The following is a 26507-nucleotide window of genomic DNA, read 5'->3' as shown; positions in this document are numbered from 1 at the left end:
AATTGGTAAAATCCGCTAGAAAATCTCTTCTATAAAAGATTTATTATTTCTTTATCTTGTGTTTTTATTCATATCTATATTAAAAAATATCGTCTGGCATGATCATTGTCAGTGAATTTTGCTTAACTATTAGGCAGAGTAATTTTTTATAATTACAAAATGAGACAGGCAGGAGAAACAAATGATTGAGCTCTTAATCGGCGTTATTGTCGCCATTGGAGTTGGGCGCTATATCATAAAAGGGTATTCGGCAACGGGCGTGCTAATGACAGGGGGGATTTTACTTCTGATCATTACCGCTATTATGGGCAAAAGTATTTTACCAAGTTCTGTTCCTACGACGGGGTGGCGTACAACAGACATTTTGGAATACATAAAATTCCTATTAATGAGCCGAGGTGGTGACCTTGGTATGATGATTATGGTGCTATGTGGGTTTGCATCTTACATGACCCATATTGGTGCCAATGATGTGGTTGTTAAAATTGCATCAAAACCGCTAAAAATGATCAACTCGCCATATTTATTAATGGTAGCGGCTTATATTGTTGCTTGCTTGATGTCGCTGGCGGTTTCCTCTGCGACTGGTCTTGGGGTGTTATTGATGGCAACCTTGTTCCCCGTGATGGTGAATGTCGGGATTAGCCGTGGTGCAGCGGCGGCAATTTGTGCTTCACCAGCGGCAATTATTCTGGCACCGACTTCAGGTGACGTTATTTTAGCGGCGCAAGCTGCTGAAATGCCATTAGTTGATTTTGCATTTAAAGTGACTTTGCCTATTTCTATTGCTGCAATTGTTGCTATGTCTATTGCACATTTCTTCTGGCAGCGTTATCTAGATAGAAAAGAAAACGTCAAAATGGAAATGCTTGACGTCAATGAAATCAAAACTCATGCGCCTTCTTTTTATGCCATTTTACCATTCACTCCGATTATTGGTGTATTAGTATTTGATGGTAAGTGGGCGCCTGAACTGCACATAGTTACAATCATTGTTGGTTGTATTATTTTAGCTGCTGTTATTGAATTCATTCGTAGTTTCAGTGCAAAACACGTCTATGGTGGCTTAGAGGTTTGTTATAAAGGGATGGCTGAAGCCTTTGCTACAGTGGTTATGTTATTAGTTGCGGCGGGTGTATTTGCACAAGGTTTAAGTACTATTGGTTTTATCAAAGGGCTTATTGACCTAGCACAATCATTTGGTTCGGGCGCGATTGTCATGATGATTGCATTGGTAATTATTACAATGCTAGCTGCAATGACAACAGGGTCTGGTAATGCACCGTTTTATGCCTTTGTCGAATTAATTCCACATCTAGCAAAACAGATGGGCGTCAACCCAGCTTATTTGGTGATCCCAATGTTACAAGCTTCTAACTTGGGGCGCACATTATCACCTGTTTCAGGTGTCGTCGTTGCGGTGTCTGGGATGGCTAAAATTTCACCGTTTGAAGTGGTAAAAAGAACGTCAATTCCAGTGCTAGTTGGCTTAATTGTTGTGGTCATTGCAACTGAAATTTTAGTTCCTGTCTATCTATAAACCCAACCTATTTTTTATGTAAATGGCTGAGCTAGTAGTTCAGCCATTTTTTTATCACATTTAAAATTAAATTCTTTAGATGCAAAATTTATTATTTTAATCACAAGCTAAAAAGGATTTTTACAGAGGAATTACATTGAGTTTTTTTATTTGACGTTATTAACGAGATCTACGCCAAAAAGTTGAACAAAATAGGTAAATTAAATTAGGCGGTCTTACTAACTTCATGCAAAATCGGCGCATCTGATTTTAATAACGTTAATGATGAAGAATACAAGATGAGCACAATAGAAAAAACAGTGGTTACAACGGATAAGCCAGTAAGTAAATGGACGTATAAGGATTTTACATGGGTACTTTCTTTATTTGGAACAGCCGTAGGGGCAGGGGTTTTATTCTTACCTATTAAAGCAGGTGCTGGGGGTTTTTGGCCATTAGTTGTGTTGGCATTAATTGCTACCCCAATGATTTGGCTAGCACATAAAGGGTTAGCGCGTTTTGTTTTGTCTGCAAAAAATCCGAATGCGGATATTACTGATACTGTAGAAGAGCACTTTGGTAAAGTTGGGGCAAATATCATTACCTTTGCTTATTTCTTTGCTATTTACCCAATTGTATTAATTTATGGCGTGGGTATCACCAATACCGTTGATTCTTTTATTGTCAATCAGCTTGGCATGGCGCAACCTCCGCGTTGGTTACTGTCAGGTGTGTTGATTTCGGCAATGACAGCAGGGGTGGTGTTTGGTCGTGACCTCATGTTAAAACTCACTTCTTTGATGGTTTACCCATTAGTTTTCATCTTATTAGCATTGTCTTTATATTTAATCCCTGAGTGGAATATGTCGATGCTAGAAGTGTCGCCTGATTGGAGTGCAATGCCAGTTATAGTTTGGATGGCTATCCCACTGATCGTATTTTCATTTAACCATAGCCCGATTATCAGCCAATTTACCAAAGACCAACGTCAACAATTTGGTGACAAGGCAATCGTCAAAACTGATATGATCACAGGTGGTGCAGCCTTAATGTTAACAGGCTTTGTGATGTTCTTTGTTTTTTCTGTGGTGTTATCTTTAAGCCCAGCAGAACTGGAAATTGCCAAGCAAGAGAACATTAGCGTGTTATCGCATATTGCTAATATCAATCCATCACCAATTTTGTCTTACTTAGGGCCGATTGTTGCTTTTGCGGCGATTGTTTCTAGCTATTTTGGTCACTTCTTAGGTGCCCACGAAGGTTTAGTTGGGTTAATTAAATCCCGCTCTTCTTTCTCAGTTAGGAAAATTGAGACAGCATCTATGTTATTTATTGTGATAACAACATGGATCGTCACTATTCGTAACCCAAGCATTTTAGGTATGATTGAAACGATGGGGGCGCCAATGATCGCGGCTATCCTGTTCATTCTACCGGTGGTATCGATGAATATTGTTCCTGCAATGAAAAAATTTAGTACGTCAAAGCCAGCACAAATATTCACTTTTGTCTGCGGATTAGCGTCCATTACTTCTGTTATTTATGGTGCATTTCAATAATCGCGGGTAATTCGATTCGTTTTAAAAAGCCACAATCTCAATGGGTTGTGGCTTTTTTTTATATGAATAAGAAATAGATTATAAGAATAATACCTTATGTGATTAATTATCGGCGTTGAGCGGTGCAAAGCGTTCTAAGGCATGGAGTGTAGACTAATCTATATGAAATAATTTCAAGTTCAAATAGTTGCCTAGTATATAGTCTTAGGTAATATCTATTGATATCACAGCATAGAACCCACTTATAATTATCTCTTCTGGCCGTGTTTTCCAGTGCGTCATAACAAGGATAACAAATGAAATTAGAAACATTATCGATTCACGCGGGCTACTCTCCAGACCCAACAACCAAGTCTGTTGCGGTTCCAATTTACCAAACTACATCGTATGCATTTGATGACACTCAGCACGGCGCTGACCTTTTCGACTTAAAAGTCGGGGGGAATATTTATACACGCATCATGAACCCAACAAATGATGTTTTAGAACAGCGTGTCGCAGCATTAGAAGGCGGTGTAGCTGGGCTGGCTGTTGCTTCCGGTATGGCAGCTATTACTTATGCCATCCAAACTATTGCGCAGGCAGGTGATAACATTGTTTCCGTCGCAAAATTGTACGGTGGCACATATAACTTATTGGCCCACGCGTTACCACGTTTAGGGATTGAAACTCGTTTTGCGGAGCATGATGATTTAGCCGCACTTGAAGCGCTGATTGATGATAAAACCCGCGCAGTTTTTTGTGAGTCAATTTCCAATCCGGCAGGGTTTATTGTTGATATCGCCGCATTAGCCGAAGTTGCTCACCGCCATGGTGTTCCACTGATTGTCGATAACACAGTGGCAACCCCATACTTATGCCGTCCCTTTGAACATGGTGCGGATATTGTGGTTCATTCATTGACTAAATATATTGGTGGTCATGGGACATCACTTGGCGGGATGGTTATCGATTCAGGGAAATTCCCTTGGGCAGAGTATCCAAATCGCTTTTCTTTATTGATAGAGCCTGATGTGGCTTATCATGGTGTAAGCTATACAGAGCACTTTGGTGCTGCCGCCTTTATTGCTCGCTGCCGTGTTGCGCCTTTACGTGGAACTGGGGCGGCGTTGTCGCCATTTAATTCATTTTTAATCTTACAAGGCTTAGAAACACTAGCATTAAGAATGGATAGGCATACAGAAAATGCATTAAAAGTGGCTAATTTCCTTGAAAAGCACCCACAAGTTGAATGGGTGAAATATGCAGGTTTACCAAGCAATCCAGAGCACGGTTTAGCGCAGAAATATATGAACGGAAAGCCGGCAAGTATAATGTCTTTCGGTATTAAAGGTGGTCAAGAAGCAGGAGCACGTTTTATTGATGCACTGCAACTGATTGTACGATTAGTGAACATTGGTGATGCTAAATCATTAGCTTGCCATCCGGCGTCCACAACGCATCGCCAATTAAATGATGCTGAACTCGCACAGGCAGGCGTATCGCGGGATATGATCCGTTTATCTATCGGTATAGAACATATTGATGATATTTTAGCTGACCTTGAACAGGCATTAGTTGCGGCAAGATAATTGGTGTAAAACTTGATAAAAACTGGTTATGGTAAAGTAAAATCATAACCAGTTTTTTCTTTTTTATTATCCAAAAAAGATGATACTCGTTTTGTTTGTTGTATTAGTTCTTATTTTTATATTAATAATTAGTTTTATATAGTATTTTGAAAAACTGAACGGCCCTGTAAGGTTTTAACCTTAATGTTCAATTCTTATCTATTTATTATTGATGAAATATAATTTCTATTTATGGATTGTTTACCAAGAATCAGCCTGATACAAATTAACTTTTGATTTGTTTAAACGGGGTTTAATTGCCATAACGATAATAACTAAATAGTCAGTAAAAAGTGTTTATTTAAAGCGAATAAGCTAAAAGATATTAAATATCAATAACAAGAATGGTTGAGAAAAAATGATTATGGCAAACAATAAAGTTGCCTACCTTAAGTGGTGCTTACTATTTGGGTTTATCTTAGTGACCTATTTTTTACCGTTAAACGGTAGGTTGCTATGGCAGCCTGACGAGTTACGTTATGCCGAAATTAGCCGGGAACTGATTATTAGCTATAACTGGAGTGTGCCTGAACTTCTTGATATTCGTTACTTCGAAAAACCGATTTTTGGCTATTGGGTTGGGGCACTGTTTCAAATGTTATTTGGTGAAAATAATGTGTCCGTGCGCCTTGGCGCTGTCTTTAGCACTTTGGTCAGTGGGTTATTTGTTTATCTCAGCGCTAAAATGTCATGGAAAAATGTACGTATCGCATTTAACGCTGCCTTTATTTACCTTTCGATGCTTATGGTGTTTACGATAGGCACCTACAATATTCTAGACCCAATAGTCACCGCTTTTATTACGATGGTGATTTTCTTTTTCCAATGGGGTCTAACCACACAACGTTTTTCTCATCGATTATGCGCTTTTATTATGATGGGGGTGGCTTGTGGACTAGGGGTTCTGACGAAAGGCTTTTTAGTGCTTGTATTACCTGTTTTAGTTTGTTCTCTTGCCGCGGTGTACTTTAAGCAATTCAAAGAAGTCTTTGTTTTTTCTTTTGTGTCAATCTTTACGGCATTTGTTATCTGTTTACCTTGGGCATTTGTGATTGCTAGCCGTGAGCCTGACTACTGGAATTACTTCTTCTGGGTTGAGCATATTCAACGCTTTATGGCGGACAACGCACAGAACAAATCACCATTTTGGTTTTATATTCCTATATTACTTGCTGCTGTTTTACCATGGTTGGGTTATCTTTTTGGGGCTATACATTATGCTTGGCGGCAAAAAGGGATTTACCTTTACTTTTTATTGTGGTTTATCGCCCCATTTGTATTTTTTAGCATCACAAAAGGCAAGCTACTAACCTATATTTTACCTTGCATTGCACCGGTTGCCATTTTAATGGCGGCTTACATTGAAAAAGTACGGGCTGAGAAAAAAACAACCGCTATCCGCTTAAATGCCATTATTAACCTATTGGTCGGTGGGGCTGCCGCGGCATTAATTATTGCTTCTCCTTATATACCTAAAATTAACATTTATCAGGCAGATGAAAGTAACAAATTATGGCTGGCCGCCGCCGCTTTTATCTGCTGGTTATTAGTGGCATTGGTTTCTTTTAAGCAACGGTTTTGGTACTTCGCTGCGGCTTGCACCGTGGCAATCAGTTTGAGTGTCGGCCATGTGATCCCTTATCGCGTTGAAAGTAATAACACGCCTCAAAATGTAATTGAAAAATACCATAAACAGTTAGAAAACAAATCGATATTACTGACAAATAATGTTGGGTTAGGGACAGCTTTAGCATGGGTACTAAAGCGTAGTGATATTACGATGCTTCACCAAACTGGTGAATTAAGCTATGGGTTAAAATACCCTGATGCTATTAATCGGTTTTATAGCTTAGGGCAGTTACCCGGTTTATTAAAAAATAATCACTATAAGAATGTCGCGGTGGTGGTAGATGGTTCACAAAAAGAGATCATTGATGCTCTTCCTGGTAACCCAATTATAATTCGTGAGGGGAACTTAGTTTTCGCTTTCTACGAGGGTTAATAGAAAAATGGTATTACATGGAATGTAATACCATTTATATTTAATCGCCTGATTAGCGAGTTGGCTTATTGCCGTGAGGGTTGTTGCCCGTCGGGTGGTTTTTCCCTATTACAGGGGGTAGCCCATGGTAAATTAATAACATTGTCATACTATTACTCATTGTATTTGCATCGACTTCCACTGTATCCGCAGTTCGACTATTTCTTTGGTAACGACCAGATAACGTATTGCTCATTGAGAAGCCTCCTCTGTTTCTTTTATCAGGCGGTTAGCTTCAGCAAGCTCATAACGCCTTGGTGTCAGTGCAGTCGCACTATGATTACGGGCAAGTAATGAATATATGGTGGGCAGAACAAATAAAGTAAATAACGTGCCAACTAGCATCCCTGTTACGATCACCAAACCTAATCCAAAGCGGCTATTGGCGCCTGCCCCTGTCGCGAATAACAAAGGTACTAAACCAATGACCATCGCTGCTGTTGTCATTAGGATTGGGCGTAAGCGAATTTGTGCTGCTTTGAGGATAGCATGGCGTTTGTCCAAACCTTCATTGGCCTGTAACTCATTCGCAAATTCCACCATTAATATGCCGTGTTTACTGATTAAACCGATTAATGTCACTAAGCCAATTTGGGTATAAATATTCAACGTTGCATAACCCAGCGCGAGTGGGATCAAGGCTCCACAAATAGATAAAGGAACAGTGATCAAAATAATCAGTGGGTCGACTAAACTTTCATATTGGGCAGCTAAAACTAAATAAATGATGATGAGCGCCGCCATAAAGGCAAAGGCGAGGGTGTTACCTTCTTGTTTATATTGGCGCGAATCGGATTGCCAGTCATGGCTGAAGCCGGCAGGTAGTTCACTTGCAATGCCATCTAAATAAGCAACTGCTTGGCCGAGTGTGACTCCCGGAGCCGGAATTGCTTGGAAAATAGCCGCATTTTGTTGATTAAATTGCGTGAGCTTATTGGGTTCAACTTGCGTATTGATATCTACGACAGTTGACAGTGGGATCATCGTTCCCGCTTCCGATTTTACATAGTGCCGTGACAGTGCGTCAGGGGTTAGTCGTTGGCTGCGAATACTCTGTGGGATCACATCATAGGAGCGCCCATCCATTCCAAAGCGGTTGATATAGTTTTCACCCACTAATAAAGTCAGGGATTCACCAATATCTTGCATCCTGATCCCCAAACTATTTGCTTTTGAACGATTAATGCGGACTTCAACCACTGGGTTGTTATAGTCAAGGTCGCTATCCACCACCATAAATAACCCACTTTCACGCGCTTGCTGTTTGATCTCTTCCATGGTTTTGTAAAGCACGGAATAATCTTGTGAGCTTCGTAGTACCATTTGCACCGGTAGTCCCCCTGTTGAGCCCGGCAATGCAGGTAACTGGAAGACAAAGATACTATTTCCTTCAACATCTCCAACACGTCCTTGTAAGTCAGCTTGGATAGCCGACGCAGGGCGCTCGCGTTGTTCCCATGAGGAGAGGTTTGTTCCCCCAAAACTAGCGGAAGGGCCATCAGTGCCGTTAATAATCCATGTGCTTTCTGTTTCCGGTAACTCCATGAAAACATGATGTAATTTACGTGAGAAACGTTCAACATACTCTAGGTTAGCGTGTTGTGGCGATTTAATAGCGGTTAATACGCTAGATTGGTCTTCAACAGGGGCTAATTCACGCGGGGCAGATTGGTAAAGTAGGGGCAAACTGATAAAGACCGCAACTGCAATAACACCTGTTAACCAACGGTTTTTCAAAGAAAAATTCAATACAATAGTATAGTAATGAGCTAACGTACTGAAGAACGTTTCAGCCATTCGCGCCATGCGCCCTTCGTTTTGTTTTGAATTGAGCATGAAAGAGCTCATCACAGGGGAAAGGGTTAACGCCACAATACCTGAGACAATCACTGCGCCTGCTAGCGTTAGAGCAAACTCTTTAAATAACGCGCCAGTTAAACCTGACATCAAGCCGATTGGGGCGTATACCGCGGCTAAGGTAATGGTCATCGCGATCACAGGGCCTGCAACTTCACGAGCCCCAATTAATGCAGCTAAAATAGGGGATTTCCCTTCCTCAATGTGGCGATGAACGTTTTCGACAACAACGATAGCGTCATCCACAACGAGCCCAATGGCGAGTACCATTGCTAGCAAGGTGAGCAAGTTAACACTAAAGCCGAAAGCCATCATCAGTGCGGCTGCGCCTAACATTGATAACGGAATGGCTAAGATTGGAATGATGACACTGCGAATTGAGCCTAAACACAGGTAAATAACCACAATGACAATGAGCAAGGCTTCAATTAAGGTGCTGATCACTTGGTCAATAGAGGCTTTAATAAAGCGTGAAGTTTCAAATGCCATTTCCACCTTAACACCCGGGGGTAAGGTTTTAGTGATATCAGGCATTAATTGATTCATGCCATCAACAATCACTAACGGGTTCCCCGTTGGTGTCGCAAACAAACCAAGGTAAATAGCCGGCTCCCCATTCATCAAACCACTTGTTTCAGTGGATGAAGCGCCCAGTTCAATGGTTCCTACATCTTTCAGGCGGACTAATCCATTACCGTCATTTCGGATCACCAGATCACGGAATTCATCAACATTGGTGAGGTCGCTATTGACATAAACGTTAGAAATAACGAATTCACCTTTAATTTTTCCGGGAGCTGCTTGGTAGTTATTTTGGCGCACAGCTTGCGCGACGTCGGCGGCTGTTAGCCCTCGCCCTGCAAGCTTATCGGCATCAAGCCATAAACGCATAGCAAGTTGTTGCCCACCAAAAACTTGGACTTTGGCGACGCCGTCAATAGAGGAATACATCGGCTCAATAACGCGGGAGATATAATCCGTTAGCGCCGGTATCGATAAATTAGTACTGGAAAAGCCAATATAGGCAACTGCGGTGGATTCCCCAGAAGAAAGCTCAATAACAGGGTCATAAGCTTCTTTCGGTAACTTATAACGAACTTGGTTTACTTTAGCCATTACTTGAGCAAGGGCTTGGGTAGAGTCTCGATTAAGTTCCATTCGTACAGTGACAAGGCTGCTACCTTGTACTGAGGATGAGGATAGATAATCGACCCCCTCGACTGAGGAAACCGCTTGGGCAATAGGTTGCGTCACAAAACCTTGCATCAGCTTTGCTGATGCCCCGGGGTATTGTGTCGTAATGGTAATAGTTGCACTTTCAAGTTGTGGATATTGGCGAATAGGTAGCTTGCTTAGTGCAAATAAGCCAATTAACACGATAAGTGCGCTGACGACCAGAGCTAAGACAGGCCGGCGAACAAAAATATCAGTAAATTTCATTGCGCCTTCCTTAAGAACCTTGAACGGTCGGAGTCATTGGTTCAGACAAGGTGTCTTGTGCGACAGGTGTCACCGCAGAACCATCGTTTAAGCGTAATTGCCCTGAAGTCACGACTTTATCGTCGGCAGTTAACCCTTGCTCTATTTCTATTTTTCCATCCCAACGTTGCCCCGTTTTCACCGAAACGCGTTTAACTGTCATGGCGCTGCCTTCGCCTTGCGTAATGAATACGGTATCGCCATAGGCAGTATAAGTAACCGCAGTTTCTGGGATGGTGAGGACTTGATTGCTGACTTGGCGCACCACATTGACATTGGCGTACATGCCAGCTTTCAGTGTCCCATCGCTATTGTCTAATGTTGCTTGTAAGGCAATAGTGCGAGATTTGCCGATTAATGGGTCAATGGCAGTGATCCGAGCTGGGAATGTTTTATTTGGGTAGGCATCGACAGTAATATCGACAATCTGCCCCAGATGGAGTTCGGGGGATGCCTGCTCATCTAATGAAAAATTGAGCTTTAATGTTTTCGTATTGACAAGGCTAGCGACAGTTTCTCCGGGACTCAAATATTGCCCTTCGTGTACTTGGCGAATACCTATTGTGCCATCGAAAGGTGCGACGATGGTTTTTTGCGCAATCAGAGCTTGGGTTTGACGGATCAAACCTTGAGCGATATCGCGTTCCGCCCGTGTACTATCAACTTGAGCTTCTGCGACTAAATGCTGTGTTGCGAGGGAACGGGTTCTTTCGTATAAACGAGCAGCATTACGCAACTGTGCTTGATAACGCGATAAATCGGCTTGCTCAACCGCATCATTGAGTTGCACTAATAGCTGGCCTTTTTTGACTTGCTGACCAGATCCAAAAGCAATTTTAGTTATGCGGCCACTGGTTTCAGCTGCCACTAGCACTTGGCTTCCTGCTTCAAGTTCACCTACTCCGTAGAAAGTTCGTGGAGCCGTGTTTAAACTGACTGGGGCTAACGCGACTTTAACGGGAGGGTACTGGTAAGCAGCTTGTTTATTATCTTCATTTTGTGCATAGGTAGAATAGATAGCACTACCGCCTCCTGCAGTAATTAAAATTGAACACAGTATGATTATTGTTTTTTTATTCATTAGATTTTCCTTCTATTTCTGCGTTTTTAACGCGAAATAAAGACCTCGAAAATGCCCTGCAATAGCGACAGCGATTAAGCCACCGATGACTGAAATATGCTCAATCGCCCAAAACATAGCGATTTTGGCTTCTTCCCCTGTATAGCTCCAAAAGGTATGAACAATCACAATAGTGAGAAACAAAAATACGGCTAGAGCACCAGTTCCAAGCCATAAAAGGCGGTTGAAAAGCACCAGAACGGAAGCGGCTAACATGACAAAAGCAGATGCGATATTGAAAAACCAATCCGGGTGCAGACCGGCAGCACGCATTTCGGCAAGGCTATTCTCATAATCAAAAACTTTGGCTAAACCAGATGAAATAAATAAAACCAAGATCAGCAAACGAGCAATAATCCATAAGCTGTTGCTTTCTAACAATTTGGTGATCACCGATGGCATAAACCTATCCCCTTTAAAAAAATAATGTCAATTGACAAACTTGCAGGGTGGTACTATAAAACCTTAAGTTAAGTTGAGGTCAAGCTAAGGGACGCAAAAATGACAGAGAAAGACACGAAAGCGATAAAACCACGCAAAGAAAGTGGAAAAAAAATAGATTTTACAAGGGCATTAACCGTTGGTGAGGTAGCTAAACGTGCTGGTGTGGCGGTGTCGACAGTTCATTTTTACGAGTCAAAAGGGTTGATCCAAAGTACACGCACGCAAGGAAATCAACGACGTTTTCACTCTGTGGTTCTGCGTTATATTGCCATCATTAAAGTTGCGCAAAGTACGGGGATACCACTACATGAAATTCAAGAAGCTTTGGGGCGTTTTCCTGCGAATAGTTCACTCACATCGGAACAATGGAAAGAAATGTCCACCCAGTGGCGCTCTTCTTTAGATAAGCGGATCAGGCAGTTAACTCGTTTGCGCAATGAATTAGATAATTGTATTGGCTGTGGTTGTTTATCACTGAGTGATTGCCCGCTTCGCAACCCTGATGATGTATTGGGAAAAAGAGGCCCCGGCGCACGAATTTTGGAACGCCCATAAGTCATTTCCCCTTACCTGCATCCCATCACATTTCTCACCATTTGGATAGCCACTGCAAAAAGTGGCTATTTGTTTAGGTATATCAACACATTATTATTTAAATTGCCGCACTGAATGGATAATTTTTGCGTCCATCGGCTACAGCTTTTGGCTATTTTTGCGTAATTATTCGTCATGTTAATTTTTTGTGAAATCATTGTAATTAAATGAGAGTAAAAAAGAGGATGCCGAAGATGAGAGGTTTAAATAGTAAAATTGCCATCGTTACCGGAGGTGCGACCAAAATTGGTGCAACCGTGGCGAAAATATTGAGCGATTACGGCGTGACGGTCACTATTTTTGATATTGATGCAGTGAATGGTGAAAAAGTTGTTCAAAATGAGCCGAATATTGATTTTCTTCCAGTAGATATTACCGATGATCAGCAGCTTAAGCAGGGAATTGACCGTGTTGCGCAAAAATATGGTCAACTCGATTTTTTAGTTAATCTGGCCGCCACTTATCTTGATGAAGGCCAGTCATCCACAAGGCAAGATTGGCTAACTGCCTTAAATATTAATGTTGTCAGTGCCGTCATGGCGGCTCAGTTTGCCAAACCTCATTTAGCGAAGTCGGGTAAAGGGGCGATAGTTAATTTCACCAGTATCTCTTCTAGCGTTGCGCAAACTGGTCGTTGGTTATATCCCGCATCTAAAGCCACTATGTTAGAGGTCACTCGTAGCCAAGCGATGGATTATGCGCAGGACGGGGTCCGTGTGAACTCTGTGTCACCGGGTTGGACTTGGTCTCGTGTCATGGATGAAATAACGGGGGGCAACCGGCAAAAAACAGACCGCGTAGCTGCGGATTATCACTTATTAAAACGCGTTGGCGACCCTGAAGAAGTTGCTCAAGTTGTCGCGTTCCTTCTTTCTGACCTAGCGAGCTTTGTCACTGGCGCAGATTACGCCGTTGATGGCGGTTACTCGGCTATGGGACCCGAACAGGCTAAACCCGCAATTCCCCGTCTTGCTGAATAAGACACCATATTAAAGACTTTGCAGAGGAAAATACTATGCGTCGTATTGCTATCGTAGGTGGTGGTCAAGCGGGTATGCCATTAGCTTTAGGCTTGCTCGATAAAGGCTATGAAGTCACAGTTGCAACAAACCGTACGCCAGATGATGTGAAAAAAGGCCGTGTGATGTCGAGCCAGTGCATGTTCGATATTTCACTACAATTTGAGCGTGATTTAGGGCTAAATTTTTGGGAAGAAGATTGCCCACCCGTTGAAGGTATTGGTTTTACGGTTCCACATCCAGAAAAAGCGGGTGAAAAAGCCATCACATGGCGGTCTCGCTTAGATAACTATGCGCAAGCCGTTGATCAGCGTATCAAAATGCCATATTGGATGGAGCTATTTGCGGCTCGTGGCGGTAATTTACGTATTGAAGATGTGGGTATTGCAGAGCTCGAACGCCTAGCGGAAACCCATGATTTAGTAATATTAGCAGGGGGCAAAGGTGAAATAGTCAAGCTCCTTGAGCGTGATGAAACCCGTTCGCCGTATGATAAACCTCAGCGAGCTTTGGCATTGACCTATGTCCACGGCATGTTACCAACCCCTGAATATTCACAAGTTTCATTTAACTTGATCCCTGGAGTTGGTGAATATTTCGTATTCCCTTCTCTGACGAACAGCGGTGATTGCCACATTATGGTCTTTGAAGGGGTCCCCGGTGGGCCAATGGACCAATGGAACGAGGCGCGTACTCCTCAAGAACATTTGGCTTACAGTAAAAAGATCCTTAACACCTATTTACCATGGGAAGGGGAGCGCTGCCATAACATTGAGCTAACGGATGATAACGGTATTCTAGCGGGACGATTTGCGCCGACAGTGCGTAAGCCCGTGTTAACGCTGCCATCAGGTAAAATTGTGTTCGGCTTAGGTGATGCGCTAGTCACCAATGACCCGTTGACAGGGCAAGGTTCAAACAATGCGACGAAAGCCAGCAAAGTTTACTATGACGCTATCTTAGCGCATGGAGATAAACCTTATACCGCCCAGTGGATGAACGACACTTTCGAACAATTCTGGAAATATGGTCGCTATGTTGTTGAGTGGACAAACTCTTTATTGGCTCCTCCTGAACCGCATATTTTACATCTCTTGGATGCCGCTCAACAGTTGCCATCTCTCTCACATACTATCGCTAATGCATTCAACTACCCACCAGTCTTATTTCCTTGGTGGAAAGATGGGGCAGCTTGCGAGGCTTACATCCAATCACAAATGATGGAAGAAGCTCGAGCCTAAAAGGGGAGTCCAATATGTCTATGATTGCAGAGGATACATTCATGTGTGATAGGGAATGGGGCCATACCGAATTTGAACCTAAAGCCTTGCGCAATTTACTCGGTTGTTATCCAACAGGGGTCGCGGTTGTGATCACACGTGCAGCGGATGGCCGTGACGTTGGGTTAACAATTAACTCATTTGCATCGTTATCACTCGACCCACCATTGGTGTTATGGAGCCTAGTTAACCATTCACCAAATTTATCTGTGTTTCGTGATTGCCGTCATTTCACTATCAATATTTTAGGTAAAGAGCACCAAGAACTGGCCATGCGTTTTGCTAACCCACGCATCGAAAATAAATTTGCAGATGTGGCGACCCATGTAACGCCAGAAGGTGTCCCCGCGCTACATGGCGCGATAGCCACCTTAGTTTGCGAAAATCATAAACAAGACCATATCGGTGATCACCTATTAATGGTGGGACATGTTCGGCGGATTAGCAGTGAGACAGGTAAGCCGCTGGTTTTCCATGGTGGCACGTTTACCGCTTTACATGAAGCCCTTTAGGTGTAGGAGAGATTATGAACCAGCCAGCATTGATGACATTCGTAAAAGAATTGCAACAGGGCAATATTCGCGTTGTTGACTTGACGCAGACATTATCCCCATCGTTTCCTGCCTTGCAGTTACCCGAACAATTTGGGCAAGTATGGTCATTTAGTATGGAACAAATTTCCCGCTACGATGATAACGGCCCTGGGTGGTATTGGAATAATTTTAGTTGTGGGGAACATACAGGAACCCATTTTGATGCACCAATTCATTGGATAAGCGGCAAAGACCAAGCCAATAATACCGTAGATACGATCCCTGTCGAAAATTTTGTGGCACCAGCGGTTGTGGTCGATGCCAGCCAAGAAGTGGCTAACAATGCAGATTGGGTACTGACGGTAGATTTTCTACAACAATGGGAACACAAACACGGCAAAATCCCAAAAGGGGCATGGGTATTATTTCGGACGGATTGGTCAAAAAAGGCCGATAACCCTGTGGAATATGTAAATATGCACGAAGATGGTGCACACACACCCGGACCATCGCAAGAAGCGGTTGAGTGGTTGATTCATGAGCGTGATGTTAAAGGGTTTGGTGTTGAGACTATTAATACTGATGCAGGGCAATCTTATCGTTGGCCAATTGCATATCCCTGTCACACATTGATGCATGGCAGCAATAAATATGGCCTGCAATGTTTAAAAAACCTCGATAAATTACCTGCAACTGGCGTCGTCATTGTTGCCGCTCCTTTAAAAATTGAAGGGGGCTCAGGTAGCCCATTACGTGTACTAGCGCTGGTGGGGTGATTTATGACAACACACTCTCACCCTCAAGTCATTGTTGTTGGCAGCGGGATGAACTCATTAATGTGTGCCGCTTTATTGGCGGTACGCGGTAAATCAGTACTGGTTCTAGAGCGTAATGACCGCTTAGGGGGCTGCATTCGTACTGAAAATTTATTTGAGGGGTATACCCACGACTTACTGTCTTGCTGGTATTCGTTATTCGTAGGCAGTCCCGGTTATCAGGAACTCGAACCTTATTTAAAAAAATATGGTTTAGAGTTTTGCCAATGTGATTATTCGACAGGGTTAGTTCAGCCAGATGGTCAGTCTGTTGCATTAAAGCGCGATATTGCTGAAGCAGCAAAGCAACTTGATAGTTTAGCACCGGGAGACGGTACGGCATTTCGTAAAATGGCAGAGACGCTATTTAACCAAGACGCAGCACTGACATTTGGTTTATTAGGTCAAAACCCATACAGTGCGGGTATGTTGAAATTATTATTTTCGCAATGGCGCAAACGAGGTGTAGATGGGTTATTGGATTTTGCTAAGTCTGGAATAGAAAGCTTTCGCCGTTGGTCTGAGCGTGAGCTACAACATGATTTTAGCCGAGCTTTAATGGCGCCTTGGGTATTACATACAGGGTTAGGGCCTGATGAAGCGAGTTCTGCGCTAATTGGGAAACTCACATTTGCAGCGGTAGTTGCTGGTGGTATGCCTGTTGTAAAAGGTGGGAGCGAGCGCATTGTTGAGGCGTTTTCGAAGGTTATCGAAGCCCATGGTGGGCAGCTCAAAACAGGGATGCACGTTGAAAAAATTATTACTCAAGGCCTTGGGAAGAATAGCCGAGCAACAGGGGTTAGGGCTAATGGGCAGGACATTAGCGCTTCAGAGAGCGTGATATGCAACGTTACCCCGACTCAGTTATATGGCGTATTGCTTGATAATGCTTCCCCACAAATAAAGCAAAGGTCAAACGGTTATCGTTATGGGCGTGCGGGGATGCAAATCCATTTTGCACTGAGTGCTCCTCCTCCTTGGTGTAACCCTGAGCTTCTTCATGTTCCTTTGGTTCATTTTACGGAAAGTATGGAACAGGTTTGTTTGTCTGTGGCCCAAGCGAATAACGGTTACTTACCTGATAAACCGACGTTTGGTATTGGTCAGCCGACAGCGCTTGACCCAAGCAGGGCCCCCGATGGAGGGTGGATTTTATGGGTTCAAATGCAGGAGCTTCCTCGCACCTTAAAAGGTGATAGTGCTGGTGAAATTTCAATTCCAGAAGATGGAAAGTGGAATGAGCAAGTGCGTGAAGCAGTAGCTGATCGGATACAGCAGCGTTTAGAACAAGTTATGCCGGGGTTCTCTTCACTGATTGTCGGCCGTAAAGCGATTTCTCCAGCTGATCTTGAACGCTATAACTGCAATCTCGTCGGCGGAGATCCTTACTCAGGGACTTGCTCACCAGACCAATTCTTTTGGTTACGCCCTTTTGCGGCGACGGGGCAAACAAAAGCACATCAAACAGCAGTAAAAAATCTCTTTCATATTGGCGCATCAACACATCCCGGCCCCGGGCTTGGTGGTGGCTCTGGTTACCTTGTTGCACAAAAATTGGCAGTCAAACGTAGGACATAAATAAATCAGCAATGGATTTGTACTATCGCAGGCAAAGCACACACAGTAAGACAACCCACTATGGCAGGAAATATGATGAAAACAAAAATAATCAGTAGGCTTGTTGCAGGTTCGTGTCTCAGTATTCTTTCATTTGGTGCGGTCGCTACCGAAGGTGGTGGATTAGGTGTTTATCCCGATGGTCTCGAAAACTTTATGTCAGGGGCGCTACCACCACAAGGTGTCCATGTACTGATGTATGGTGGAAATGCGCATTATGACAGTATTCGCGATAACAAAGGGGATAAAATCCCTGTGCCTGGTTTTAGTGTAAATGTGAATGTATTAGCGCCAAGGCTGATTTGGGTGACAGACCAAAAAGTGTTTGGTGGTGACTTAGCTTTCCATACGATTGTGCCATTATTGGATGTTACCGCAAAGGCAGCAGGTCAGAAAGACAACAGCCGTGGCCTTGGCGATGTGACATTTGGACCAGCCTTAGGTTTTCATCCATCGGCAGATTTACACTATGTGGTGGGGTTAGATGCCTACGCCCCAACAGGGAAATACAGTAAAACTGACCCATCAAGTCTGGGGAAAAATTACTGGGCATTACAGCCTGTCTGGGCAATAAGTTATATTCCCCCAATTGGTGTGAATGCCGATTTAAAAATGATGTATGATTTTAACTTCCGTAATAACGATACAAAAACACGTTCAGGCCAAGCATTTCATGCTGATTATGGCTTAGGCTGGGGCTTTGGAAATGGTTGGGTTGCAGGGATTGGCGGGTATGCTTTTATGCAAACAACAAATGATAGTGGGCCAAATTCAGCACAAGGAAAAGCCCGAGCCTATTCGATAGGGCCATCCATTCGTTATGCCAACCCTCAAGGCTGGTTATTTACGGCTAAATGGGAAAAAGATTTTGAAGTGAGAAACCGCCCAGAAGGATCGCAAATTTATTTAAAAGCGGCCATTCCATTCTAACGAGTATAATAAATTAAAGCCCTACACCGTGTTAAAATAGCGATGTAGGGCTTTGTGTAAGACATCATTTAGGCTTTTTTCAGACTTTGGCTCGGCGTTTCACCATATCGTTGTTTATATTCCGCACTAAAACGTCCCATATGAGCAAATCCCCAACGTAATGCGACTCCCGTGACACTGGTCGCTTCCCCAGAAAGCAGTTCGGCTCTTACCCGTTCCATTCGTAAATCGCGTAGATATTGCATTGGGCTAATATCTAAAAACTCTTTAAAGCCGGCATATAAGCTACGTAAACTGACTCCCGCAATGTGGGCTAGTTGCTCAACTGTAATAGGTTCATGGGCATGAGCTTCTAAGTATTCCTGCACACGCCTGACATGGCGAGGACGGATTGTGGCTCTGCGCATTCCAGAATCTTCAGTATAGTTATGGCCTTGGGTGGAGAGAAGAGTGACAGAAACCAATTGCTCAACTTGTGTGGTGATCAACTTATGTTGTAGTAGATCCGGTGTACGTGTAGCACATTCAATTAAGTAATTCATTAAGGTGCGCCATGCAATACAGGATTGCCATGCAAAACCCAACTGAAAAACTAATGGTTTATCTAAAGTGTGTCCTAGCTGGCCAACTAAAGACCGTTCTAGTAAGGAGCGAGAAATACGCAACATAAACTGATCGTTATCGCTATTCCAACGCATGGTTGTTGATTCTTCTGGGCTAAGTAACGATGCCATTTGTGGTGTGGACTCTATACATTTTCCGCCACTTTCAATGGTCGCACTGCCAGACAACGGCATTTGTACTAGGAAAAAGTCCTGCAGTTGCCCTGGAGCAATAGTAACATCAGCGCCATATCGTAGACGGCTCAGCGAAATATCCCCCATGGGAATATAATGCATACGGGCATCAAGGCGTTGATGTGGGTTGAGTAAATGAAACTGATGGGGCTTCATCACCCGACCAACCATGGACTTGATCTCCTCGGGATCTGCGGATGTAAACAATAAGCGCTCGGAAGAACAGAGCTGATTTTCAATCTGAGGTGCAGGTGAATGGGGCCACGAGTTGCTCAACATCGGAGGTACCTCCAAAATTATTTTTCAGCTTTATTTCATATTTGGTCAATCTTTAGCTGCATTGTTATCATTTTTTATATTTTTTATAAATTAATTCAAATGGTTATTGTATACGATTAATGATGTGACACTTCTTTTTAAGAGAAGAGTGATCCACTATTCAGGATAAAAGCAGTTATATTCCGTTTTTAATTAACATCTCATTAATTATTTTTTAACCAAATGTAAATTGAACATAGCATAAACAGTTTTCCTTACCTAGCTAAAAACGTGCAGAAACTATCCAAAAAATGCAAAAAAATAGAAACTATGTGGTTATTGTGATGGTGCTAACAATATAAAATATAACGTTATTTTAATAATTTAATTAGCTAATTATTCATGATTTATCATGTTGTTGTTTCTATTTATCTATCGATTAGTGAATTTATCAATTTAATTATCTAGTTAGTTTTGTTATGTTGAATCAAATAGCTAATACCTTTATTTTTATAGGGGTTATTTACTGCAATTATATTATTTGTTGCATCATTAATTTATTTTTTGAGGTTAATTCTTTTCAGTTATTTTGCTGAAAAAGAGTATTTTCTAGTTGTTTTCATTGGCGATTTGTCCCCTATCTGCAAGCCTTATCCACTCTCTGCATAAATCTAATATCCATGATTAATCATGGATTGACCTTTCATTAACAAAAAGGATACAAGAAAGAAACACAAAAAAGATAAAAACGTTCTGACGTTTACGGGTGAGGTAAAAATGGCTGAGCGATCGTTTATACAAGAAGTTGAAAAATTACGACAAGGGCAAGGGGAAACGTTTAGTGGTGAAGGCATTCTTGCTGTCACAAAAGCACTATTGGAATCAGGTGTTTCTTATGTTGCTGGCTACCAAGGTGCGCCTATTTCACACTTAATGGATGTACTTGCTGACGCACAAGATATTTTATCTGAGTATGGAATACGTTTTGAAAACAGTGCCAGTGAAGCAACGGCGGCCGCAACCCTCGCGGCTTCCGTGAACTATCCTCTTCGCGGAGCAGTAACTTTTAAAGCAACTGTGGGTACTAACGTCGCTTCTGATGCTCTAGCAAACCTAGCCTCTGGCGGGGTACTGGGTGGGGCACTGATCATTGTTGGGGAAGATTACGGCGAAGGTTCGTCTATTATGCAAGAGCGTAGCCATGCTTTCGCGATGAAGTCTCAGATGTGGTTACTTGACCCTCGTCCTAATTTGCCATCTATTGTTCAAGCGGTAAAAGATGGGTTTGATCTTTCTGAAGCGAGTAATACGCCTGTCATGTTACAGATGCGTATTCGCTCTTGCCATGTTCATGGGCAATTCATTTGCTCTGATAATCAACACCCTAAATTTACCGTAAAAGATGCCCTCGAAAACCCGACAAGAGACGTTAGCCGTATTGTTTTGCCGCCAGCAAGTTTCTTGCACGAAAAAGAAAAAATTGAAGCACGTTGGCCTGCTGCAATTAAATTTATCCAACAGCGTGAGCTGAATGAATTTTTTGCTGAAGACGCAGAAGATGTGGGCATTGCATTACAAGGGGGGTGCTATAACACGTTGATCCGCGCTTTAAACCAAATTGGATTAGCGGATGTTTTTGGTAACAGCCAAATACCGTTATACGTGATGAATGTGGCCTATCCTCTAATTGATGATGAATTTGAGCGTTTTTGCCGCAATAAAAAGGCCATTCTTATTCTAGAGGAAGGGCAACCGAACTTTGTAGAGCAAAACGTAGCAAATATCCTACGCCAACGAAATATTGATATTGAATTACATGGCAAGGATATGTTGCCGATGGCAGGTGAATACAATACAGCGACTGTGCTTGCTGGCTTGCGTTCTTTCCTTGAACATTACGGAAAAATTGAGCCTCAAGTTAAAGCCGCTGCAAAGCAAATCCGTATTCCAACCATTAACATTACCACTCAACAGCTTGATGACCCTCTACCTGAATATGTGAATGCAGCAGAGCCAACATTAGATAGCTCGGTACATGCACGCCCACCCGGTTTTTGTACTGGCTGCCCAGAAAGGCCTATTTTTACTGCGATGAAACTGGTTGAACGTGAATTGGGTGAACACCATGTCAGTGCAGATATTGGTTGCCATTTATTTTCCATACTGCCTCCTTTTAATTTAGGTAATACCACCATGGGATATGGGCTGGGAGGTGCGGGTGCTGCGGCCTTGAATGCAAAAGCAGGGAAGCGCGCTATTTCAGTTATGGGGGATGGCGGCTTTTGGCATAACGGCTTAACCAGTGGTATTGCGAATAGCGTGTTTAATCGTAGTGATAATTTAACCATTGTTGTTGATAACAGCTATACATCAGCAACGGGTGGACAAGATATTCTTTCATCAACCGCTTTAAACCCAACGCGTAGCACGGGCCATGAAATCGAAAAGGCCGTGAAAGGGGTCGGTGTGAATTGGGTTAAAACCATTAAACACACTTATGACCTGAAAACCATGACTAACACATTACGTGAAGCTTTAACTACTGATGAGAAAGGGCCAAAAGTTCTCATTGCACAAAGCGAATGTATGTTGAATAAACAGCGACGTGAAAAGAAAAAGGTTCGTACTGATGTTGCTGCGGGTAAACGAGTCGTGCGTGAACGTTTCGGTATCGACCCTGATACATGTACGGGAGATCACTCCTGTATTCGTTTATCAGGGTGCCCATCTTTATCCATCAAGCCCAACCAAGACCCATTGAGAACTGACCCAGTTGCAACAGTAATGGATAGCTGTGTGGGCTGCGGCTTATGCGGTGAGGTTTCTCATGCCGCTGTTTTATGCCCTTCATTTTTTAAAGCCCAGATTATCACTAATCCAACTGGCTGGGACAAGCTATGCCACCGTATTCGTGGTTGGTTTATTGGTTATTTACAACGTCGTGATTCGCGTCGTCGTGAACAATTCAGTTTTTAAGGGGGAATAAATGCTTTCATCCTCAATAGCATTGCAGCCCATCAAAATAGCGATTTTAGCGATGGGTGGTGAAGGTGGCGGAGTTCTTGCGGATTGGATAGTCAATCTAGGCGAAGAAAATGGTTATTTTGCGCAAACAACTTCAGTACCTGGTGTTGCCCAGCGTACGGGAGCGACGATTTATTATGTCGAGTTATTTCCTGGCGCAGATAACTTACAAACGCCACGCCCAGTTTTAGCCCTGATGCCTATGCCGGGTGATGTTGATGTAGTACTGGCTTCTGAGTTAATGGAAGCGGGCAGAGCAGTTCAACGGGGTTTTGTTACACCAGAACGGACGACCTTAATCAGCTCGACACACCGTGTTTACTCAATTGCTGAAAAGTCAGCGATGGGAGATGGGCGCGTCGATAGCCAAGCACTTATTCGTCACGCAAGTTCATCTGCCCGCCAGTTTATTCATTTTGATATGTCACAAGCGGCACAGGATACAGGCAGTGTCATCAGCGCGGTTCTATTTGGTGCGTTGTTTGGTTCAGGGGTCTTACCCTTTAGCCGCACGCAATTTGAGGAAACGATTGTTCGTGGTGGCGTCGGTGTAAAACCAAGCTTGCGTGCTTTCGCATTAGGTGCCGAAAAGTCAGTACACCCGGAAGAGCCTTACCAAGCGCCATCAGCACAAAACGTGATACATACACCTAAAAACAAGCAAGTTTCAGCGTTACTAGCGCGTGTCGAAAATGAATTTTCTCCTCATGTGCATTATCTGGTCACCGAAGGCATCCGTCGGCTTATTGATTACCAAGACCCTGCTTATGCCACGTTGTACTTGAATCGCCTTAATAACCTGTTTGCGCAAAATGGTGGCCAAGATGAGCGGTTACAGCGGGCACTTGCACGCCATTTGGCCCTTTGGATGTCTTATGAGGACACCATCCGTGTGGCTGACCTGAAAATCCGTGATAGCCGATTTGCGCGAGTACGCGATGAAGTACAGGCAAAAGATAACCAATTATTGAATATCAATGAATTTATGCATCCACGCATTGAAGAAATCTGCGAAACGCTTCCCAAAAATTTAGGTCGCTGGTTAATGCGTCCACATTGGTTACACAAAGCGCTTCGCAAAGTGACAGAAAAAGGGCGCACCATCACTACCAGTTCTTTCTTTGGTTTTTTACAGTTGTATCTATTAGCTGCTTGGCGAAAAGGACGGCGTTCGACGTTACGTTATCAACTTGAAACACAACGGATTGAAAAGTGGCTAGAGCTAGTGGCTCAGGCTGCACAAACCAACCCTGCACTAGCTGCAGAAATTACGCAGTGCCAGCGTGTGGTTAAGGGGTATAGCGATACACATGCTCGAGGGTTGCGTAATTTCCAAATATTAATGGATATCGTTGCCCAGCAGGGTAGCAAGTTAGCGCCAATTAATTTGCGGGAACTGCGTGAAGCTGCATTGGCTGATGAACATGGAAAAGAATTAGAAAAATGTCGCCAACGGCTGGCTATAAATTAAGGGTAAATCATGAGCTTACTGAAATTTTCTAGACCACATAAAATTCATTTTTCGCAGTGTGACCCTGCTGGGATCGTTTTTTATCCCCAGTATTTTGTGATGTTTAACAACCTACTTGAACACTGGTTTGATGAACTCATTCCTCAAGGGTTTGCCGGTTATATCCTTGAACAACGGTTTGGGTTGCCGACCGTGCACTTAGACGCTGAGTTTACCGCGATTAGCCGTATGGGGGATGAAGTGATGCTAGAGCTTCATGTCGAACGTATTGGTAGCAAATCTTTGACCTTACGTCAGCGCTGCATAGGGAGAGAGGGGGAATTACGCATGCAAGTGACACAAACTTATGTCACCACCTCGCTAGTGACACATCAAGCTATTCCTATACCCGACATTCTGTATCAGGCGTTAACTGCTCAACAACCCGTAAGCGCAAAAGGGGAAATATGATGAATATTGTATGTATTGGTGGTGGGCCTGCAGGCTTATACTTTGGGTTACTGATGAAACGGCAAAATCCTCAAAATCGGGTTGTGGTAGTGGAACGCAATCGGCCATATGACACTTTTGGGTGGGGGGTCGTATTTTCAGATGCAACACTGCATAACTTACGCCGTGCAGACCCTGAGTCGGCAGAGACCATTGCTGCGGAATTCAGTCACTGGGATGACATTGATGTGCATTTCAAAGGGACTTGCCACCGCAGTGGGGGGCATGGCTTTATTGGTATAGGGCGTAAAAAATTACTCAATATCTTGCAAGACCGCTGCCTTGAACTAGGTGTCGAGCTAGTATTCGAAACTCAAGTCACGGACGATCAAGACATCGCCCGTCAGTACCAAGCCGATTTAGTCATTGCGTCCGATGGTATTAACAGCGCGGTACGTACGCGTTATGAAGAGGTATTTAAACCAGATATTGACCCGCGTCGTTGCCGTTTTGTTTGGTTAGGTACTAAAAAGATTTTCGATGCATTTACCTTCCTATTCGCCGAAAATGAACACGGTTGGTTCCAAGTTCATGCCTATCAATTTCAAGAGGGGTTATCAACCTTTATCGTTGAAACGACAGAAGAAACTTGGCTAAAAGCAGGTATTGACCAGATGTCGCAAGAAGATGGGATTACCTACTGTGAAAACTTGTTTGCTCCATGGCTTGAAGGGGAAAAATTGATGGCTAATGCTGCGCATTTACGTGGCGCAGCAATTTGGATCCGTTTCCCTCGGGTCATTTGTGATAACTGGGTACACTGGACTCAACCAACATCAGGGAAAGATGTACCTATCGTGTTAATGGGGGATGCGGCTCACACTGCGCACTTTTCTATCGGTTCAGGCACCAAATTAGCCTTAGAAGATGCGATTGAGCTGTGTGAAAGCCTGAAAACTGCAAAAGGTGATTTACGCAATGGGCTAGCACATTATCAGCAAGTACGTAGCGTGGAAGTCCTGAAAATTCAGAATGCGGCGCGTAATTCCACCGAGTGGTTCGAAAATGTTAGCCGCTATGAAAACCTTGCTCCCGAGCAGTTTGCTTATTCTTTGTTAACGCGCTCTCAACGTATTTCCCATGAAAATCTGCGTGTTCGTGATACTCCTTGGCTGGAAAAATACGAACAGTGGTTCGCCGCGCAAGCGGGTGTCACACCGCCAGTCAATATACCGCCAATGCTGACACCTTATCAGTTACGTGGGGTTACCTTGAGTAACCGTGTGGTGGCTTCACCGACCTTATTATACAGCGCCAATCAAGGCGTGGTTGAAGACTTCCATTTGGTACACCTAGGGAGCCGTGCGTTAGGAGGAATAGGGTTAGTCATGGCAGAAATGACGGCTATCGCCCCAGATGCACGTGTCACTGAGGGGTGTGCTGGGTTATGGAATGACGAGCAAGTCTCGGCATGGCAGCGCATAACGACTTTTATACATCAAAATACCAGTGCCAAAATTGGTATTCAATTGGGTCATGCAGGGCGTCGAGGGTCAACTCAGCGTGGTTGGGAAAATGAAAATCACCCACTGAAAGAAGGGAACTGGCCACTAGTTTCTGCTTCTGCTCTACCGTATTTACCCAATATTTCACAAACACCGGCAGAACTTACTGAAGCACAAATGGCAATAATAACTAACCAATTTGTCGCCGCTGCCAAGCGTGCTGAGGCAGCAGGGTTTGATTGGCTTGAATTACAAGCTGGTCATGGTTATTTACTGTCGAGCTTTATTTCTCCATTAACCAACCAACGTACCGATGTGTATGGCGGGGTGTTAGAAAATCGCCTGCGTTTTCCATTGGCAGTGATCAGCGCAGTACGCCAAGTGTGGTCAAAACCATTGTCAGTACGTCTTTCCAGTACCGACTGGGTAGACGGGGGGACCACTGTAGATGATGCGGTGCAAATTGCTCGTGCGATGAAACAAGTGGGAGTCGACATGGTGGATTGTTCTTCAGGGGAGGTTTCGCCGCAACAGCAGCCGGTGTATGGCCGGATGTACCAGACACCAATGGCTGACCGCATTCGTAACGAAGCCGGGGTCCCGGGG

20 protein-coding genes are annotated in these 26507 nt (G+C 43.5%); 15 read left to right on the top strand and 5 right to left on the bottom strand.

The annotated features are described in order from the left end of the window. Positions 1-181: 181 nt before the first annotated feature. The 4 genes from dcuC to arnT all read left to right on the top strand — a co-directional run bounded on the left by dcuC (position 182) and on the right by arnT (position 6690). Positions 182-1540, top strand: a complete 1359-nt coding sequence (dcuC, locus tag ACIPUA_RS05825) for an anaerobic C4-dicarboxylate transporter DcuC (protein ID WP_042848478.1) — start codon at positions 182-184, stop codon at positions 1538-1540. A 278-nt stretch (positions 1541-1818) separates the two neighbouring features. Next, positions 1819-3078, top strand: coding sequence for an aromatic amino acid transport family protein (locus ACIPUA_RS05820; protein WP_042848477.1), 1260 nt, complete (start codon positions 1819-1821; stop codon positions 3076-3078). Positions 3079-3374: 296 nt separating this feature from the next. After that, positions 3375-4649, top strand: a complete 1275-nt coding sequence (locus ACIPUA_RS05815; RefSeq protein WP_449059423.1) for a bifunctional O-acetylhomoserine aminocarboxypropyltransferase/cysteine synthase — start codon at positions 3375-3377, stop codon at positions 4647-4649. A 397-nt stretch (positions 4650-5046) separates the two neighbouring features. Further along, positions 5047-6690: a lipid IV(A) 4-amino-4-deoxy-L-arabinosyltransferase gene (gene arnT / locus ACIPUA_RS05810; RefSeq protein ID WP_449059422.1), complete on the top strand. Its 1644-nt coding sequence runs from the start codon at positions 5047-5049 to the stop codon at positions 6688-6690. 52 nt (positions 6691-6742) lie between these two features. Here arnT and ACIPUA_RS05805 read toward each other — a convergent pair whose 3' ends face one another. The 4 genes from ACIPUA_RS05805 to ACIPUA_RS05790 are packed head-to-tail and all read right to left on the bottom strand — an operon-like array spanning position 6743 to position 11587. Beyond that, positions 6743-6925: a hypothetical protein gene (locus ACIPUA_RS05805; protein WP_042848473.1), complete on the bottom strand. Its 183-nt coding sequence runs from the start codon at positions 6923-6925 to the stop codon at positions 6743-6745. Continuing rightward, the gene (locus ACIPUA_RS05800) at positions 6922-10026 is read right to left on the bottom strand and encodes a MexW/MexI family multidrug efflux RND transporter permease subunit (RefSeq protein ID WP_449059421.1); all 3105 of its coding nucleotides are present in this window, start codon (positions 10024-10026) and stop codon (positions 6922-6924) included. The genes ACIPUA_RS05805 and ACIPUA_RS05800 overlap by 4 nt, the downstream gene beginning before the upstream one ends. A 10-nt stretch (positions 10027-10036) precedes the next feature. Further along, positions 10037-11146 (bottom strand): efflux RND transporter periplasmic adaptor subunit, encoded by a 1110-nt coding sequence (locus ACIPUA_RS05795; RefSeq protein ID WP_048608780.1) that lies wholly within the window; start codon positions 11144-11146, stop codon positions 10037-10039. Between the two features lie 12 nt (positions 11147-11158). Next, a complete protein-coding gene (locus ACIPUA_RS05790; protein ID WP_042848469.1) occupies positions 11159-11587 on the bottom strand; it encodes a DoxX family protein in 429 nt (142 codons plus the stop codon). Positions 11588-11686: 99 nt separating this feature from the next. Here ACIPUA_RS05790 and soxR point away from each other — a divergent pair, with 99 nt between their 5' ends. From soxR to ACIPUA_RS05755, 7 genes are all read left to right on the top strand, one after another. Next, a complete protein-coding gene (soxR, locus tag ACIPUA_RS05785; RefSeq protein WP_048608778.1) occupies positions 11687-12184 on the top strand; it encodes a redox-sensitive transcriptional activator SoxR in 498 nt (165 codons plus the stop codon). Between the two features lie 233 nt (positions 12185-12417). Continuing rightward, the gene (locus ACIPUA_RS05780) at positions 12418-13203 is read left to right on the top strand and encodes an SDR family oxidoreductase (RefSeq protein WP_042848466.1); all 786 of its coding nucleotides are present in this window, start codon (positions 12418-12420) and stop codon (positions 13201-13203) included. A 35-nt stretch (positions 13204-13238) separates the two neighbouring features. After that, complete coding sequence (locus ACIPUA_RS05775) at positions 13239-14483, top strand: styrene monooxygenase/indole monooxygenase family protein (protein WP_048608776.1); 1245 nt, start codon at positions 13239-13241, stop codon at positions 14481-14483. Between the two features lie 14 nt (positions 14484-14497). After that, positions 14498-15034 (top strand): flavin reductase family protein, encoded by a 537-nt coding sequence (locus ACIPUA_RS05770; protein ID WP_225833164.1) that lies wholly within the window; start codon positions 14498-14500, stop codon positions 15032-15034. Between the two features lie 14 nt (positions 15035-15048). Then, entirely contained in the window at positions 15049-15831 is a 783-nt protein-coding gene (locus ACIPUA_RS05765; protein WP_048608775.1) for a cyclase family protein, read from the top strand. A 3-nt stretch (positions 15832-15834) separates the two neighbouring features. Continuing rightward, the gene (locus ACIPUA_RS05760; RefSeq protein ID WP_048608773.1) at positions 15835-17448 is read left to right on the top strand and encodes a phytoene desaturase family protein; all 1614 of its coding nucleotides are present in this window, start codon (positions 15835-15837) and stop codon (positions 17446-17448) included. A gap of 75 nt (positions 17449-17523) precedes the next feature. After that, complete coding sequence (locus tag ACIPUA_RS05755; protein ID WP_230683895.1) at positions 17524-18417, top strand: SphA family protein; 894 nt, start codon at positions 17524-17526, stop codon at positions 18415-18417. A gap of 68 nt (positions 18418-18485) precedes the next feature. Here ACIPUA_RS05755 and ACIPUA_RS05750 read toward each other — a convergent pair whose 3' ends face one another. Then, positions 18486-19493, bottom strand: coding sequence for an AraC family transcriptional regulator (locus ACIPUA_RS05750; RefSeq protein WP_042848460.1), 1008 nt, complete (start codon positions 19491-19493; stop codon positions 18486-18488). 756 nt (positions 19494-20249) lie between these two features. Here ACIPUA_RS05750 and ACIPUA_RS05745 point away from each other — a divergent pair. From ACIPUA_RS05745 to ACIPUA_RS05730, 4 genes are all read left to right on the top strand, one after another. Further along, positions 20250-22448, top strand: a complete 2199-nt coding sequence (locus ACIPUA_RS05745) for a thiamine pyrophosphate-dependent enzyme (protein ID WP_449059420.1) — start codon at positions 20250-20252, stop codon at positions 22446-22448. Positions 22449-22458: 10 nt separating this feature from the next. Continuing rightward, positions 22459-23967 (top strand): indolepyruvate oxidoreductase subunit beta family protein, encoded by a 1509-nt coding sequence (locus ACIPUA_RS05740; RefSeq protein WP_048608769.1) that lies wholly within the window; start codon positions 22459-22461, stop codon positions 23965-23967. A 9-nt stretch (positions 23968-23976) separates the two neighbouring features. Then, positions 23977-24417, top strand: coding sequence for an acyl-CoA thioesterase (locus tag ACIPUA_RS05735; RefSeq protein ID WP_042848455.1), 441 nt, complete (start codon positions 23977-23979; stop codon positions 24415-24417). Next, the coding region (locus tag ACIPUA_RS05730) for a bifunctional salicylyl-CoA 5-hydroxylase/oxidoreductase (RefSeq protein ID WP_449059419.1) at positions 24414-26507 on the top strand (2094 nt) is incomplete at its 3' end. The genes ACIPUA_RS05735 and ACIPUA_RS05730, both read left to right, overlap by 4 nt.

Source organism: Providencia sp. AGC89 (assembly GCF_053543535.1).
The sequence above is the reverse complement of the archived record's forward strand: the minus strand, read 5'-3'. Positions and strand labels throughout refer to the sequence as shown.

Coding starts and splice junctions, on each gene's coding strand:
- dcuC (WP_042848478.1), top strand. CDS start 182: ATGATTGAGCTCTTAATCGGCGTTATTGTCGCCATTGGAGTTGGGCGC.
- ACIPUA_RS05820 (WP_042848477.1), top strand. CDS start 1,819: ATGAGCACAATAGAAAAAACAGTGGTTACAACGGATAAGCCAGTAAGT.
- ACIPUA_RS05815 (WP_449059423.1), top strand. CDS start 3,375: ATGAAATTAGAAACATTATCGATTCACGCGGGCTACTCTCCAGACCCA.
- arnT (WP_449059422.1), top strand. CDS start 5,047: ATGATTATGGCAAACAATAAAGTTGCCTACCTTAAGTGGTGCTTACTA.
- ACIPUA_RS05805 (WP_042848473.1), bottom strand. CDS start 6,925: ATGAGCAATACGTTATCTGGTCGTTACCAAAGAAATAGTCGAACTGCG.
- ACIPUA_RS05800 (WP_449059421.1), bottom strand. CDS start 10,026: ATGAAATTTACTGATATTTTTGTTCGCCGGCCTGTCTTAGCTCTGGTC.
- ACIPUA_RS05795 (WP_048608780.1), bottom strand. CDS start 11,146: ATGAATAAAAAAACAATAATCATACTGTGTTCAATTTTAATTACTGCA.
- ACIPUA_RS05790 (WP_042848469.1), bottom strand. CDS start 11,587: ATGCCATCGGTGATCACCAAATTGTTAGAAAGCAACAGCTTATGGATT.
- soxR (WP_048608778.1), top strand. CDS start 11,687: ATGACAGAGAAAGACACGAAAGCGATAAAACCACGCAAAGAAAGTGGA.
- ACIPUA_RS05780 (WP_042848466.1), top strand. CDS start 12,418: ATGAGAGGTTTAAATAGTAAAATTGCCATCGTTACCGGAGGTGCGACC.
- ACIPUA_RS05775 (WP_048608776.1), top strand. CDS start 13,239: ATGCGTCGTATTGCTATCGTAGGTGGTGGTCAAGCGGGTATGCCATTA.
- ACIPUA_RS05770 (WP_225833164.1), top strand. CDS start 14,498: ATGTCTATGATTGCAGAGGATACATTCATGTGTGATAGGGAATGGGGC.
- ACIPUA_RS05765 (WP_048608775.1), top strand. CDS start 15,049: ATGAACCAGCCAGCATTGATGACATTCGTAAAAGAATTGCAACAGGGC.
- ACIPUA_RS05760 (WP_048608773.1), top strand. CDS start 15,835: ATGACAACACACTCTCACCCTCAAGTCATTGTTGTTGGCAGCGGGATG.
- ACIPUA_RS05755 (WP_230683895.1), top strand. CDS start 17,524: ATGAAAACAAAAATAATCAGTAGGCTTGTTGCAGGTTCGTGTCTCAGT.
- ACIPUA_RS05750 (WP_042848460.1), bottom strand. CDS start 19,493: ATGTTGAGCAACTCGTGGCCCCATTCACCTGCACCTCAGATTGAAAAT.
- ACIPUA_RS05745 (WP_449059420.1), top strand. CDS start 20,250: ATGGCTGAGCGATCGTTTATACAAGAAGTTGAAAAATTACGACAAGGG.
- ACIPUA_RS05740 (WP_048608769.1), top strand. CDS start 22,459: ATGCTTTCATCCTCAATAGCATTGCAGCCCATCAAAATAGCGATTTTA.
- ACIPUA_RS05735 (WP_042848455.1), top strand. CDS start 23,977: ATGAGCTTACTGAAATTTTCTAGACCACATAAAATTCATTTTTCGCAG.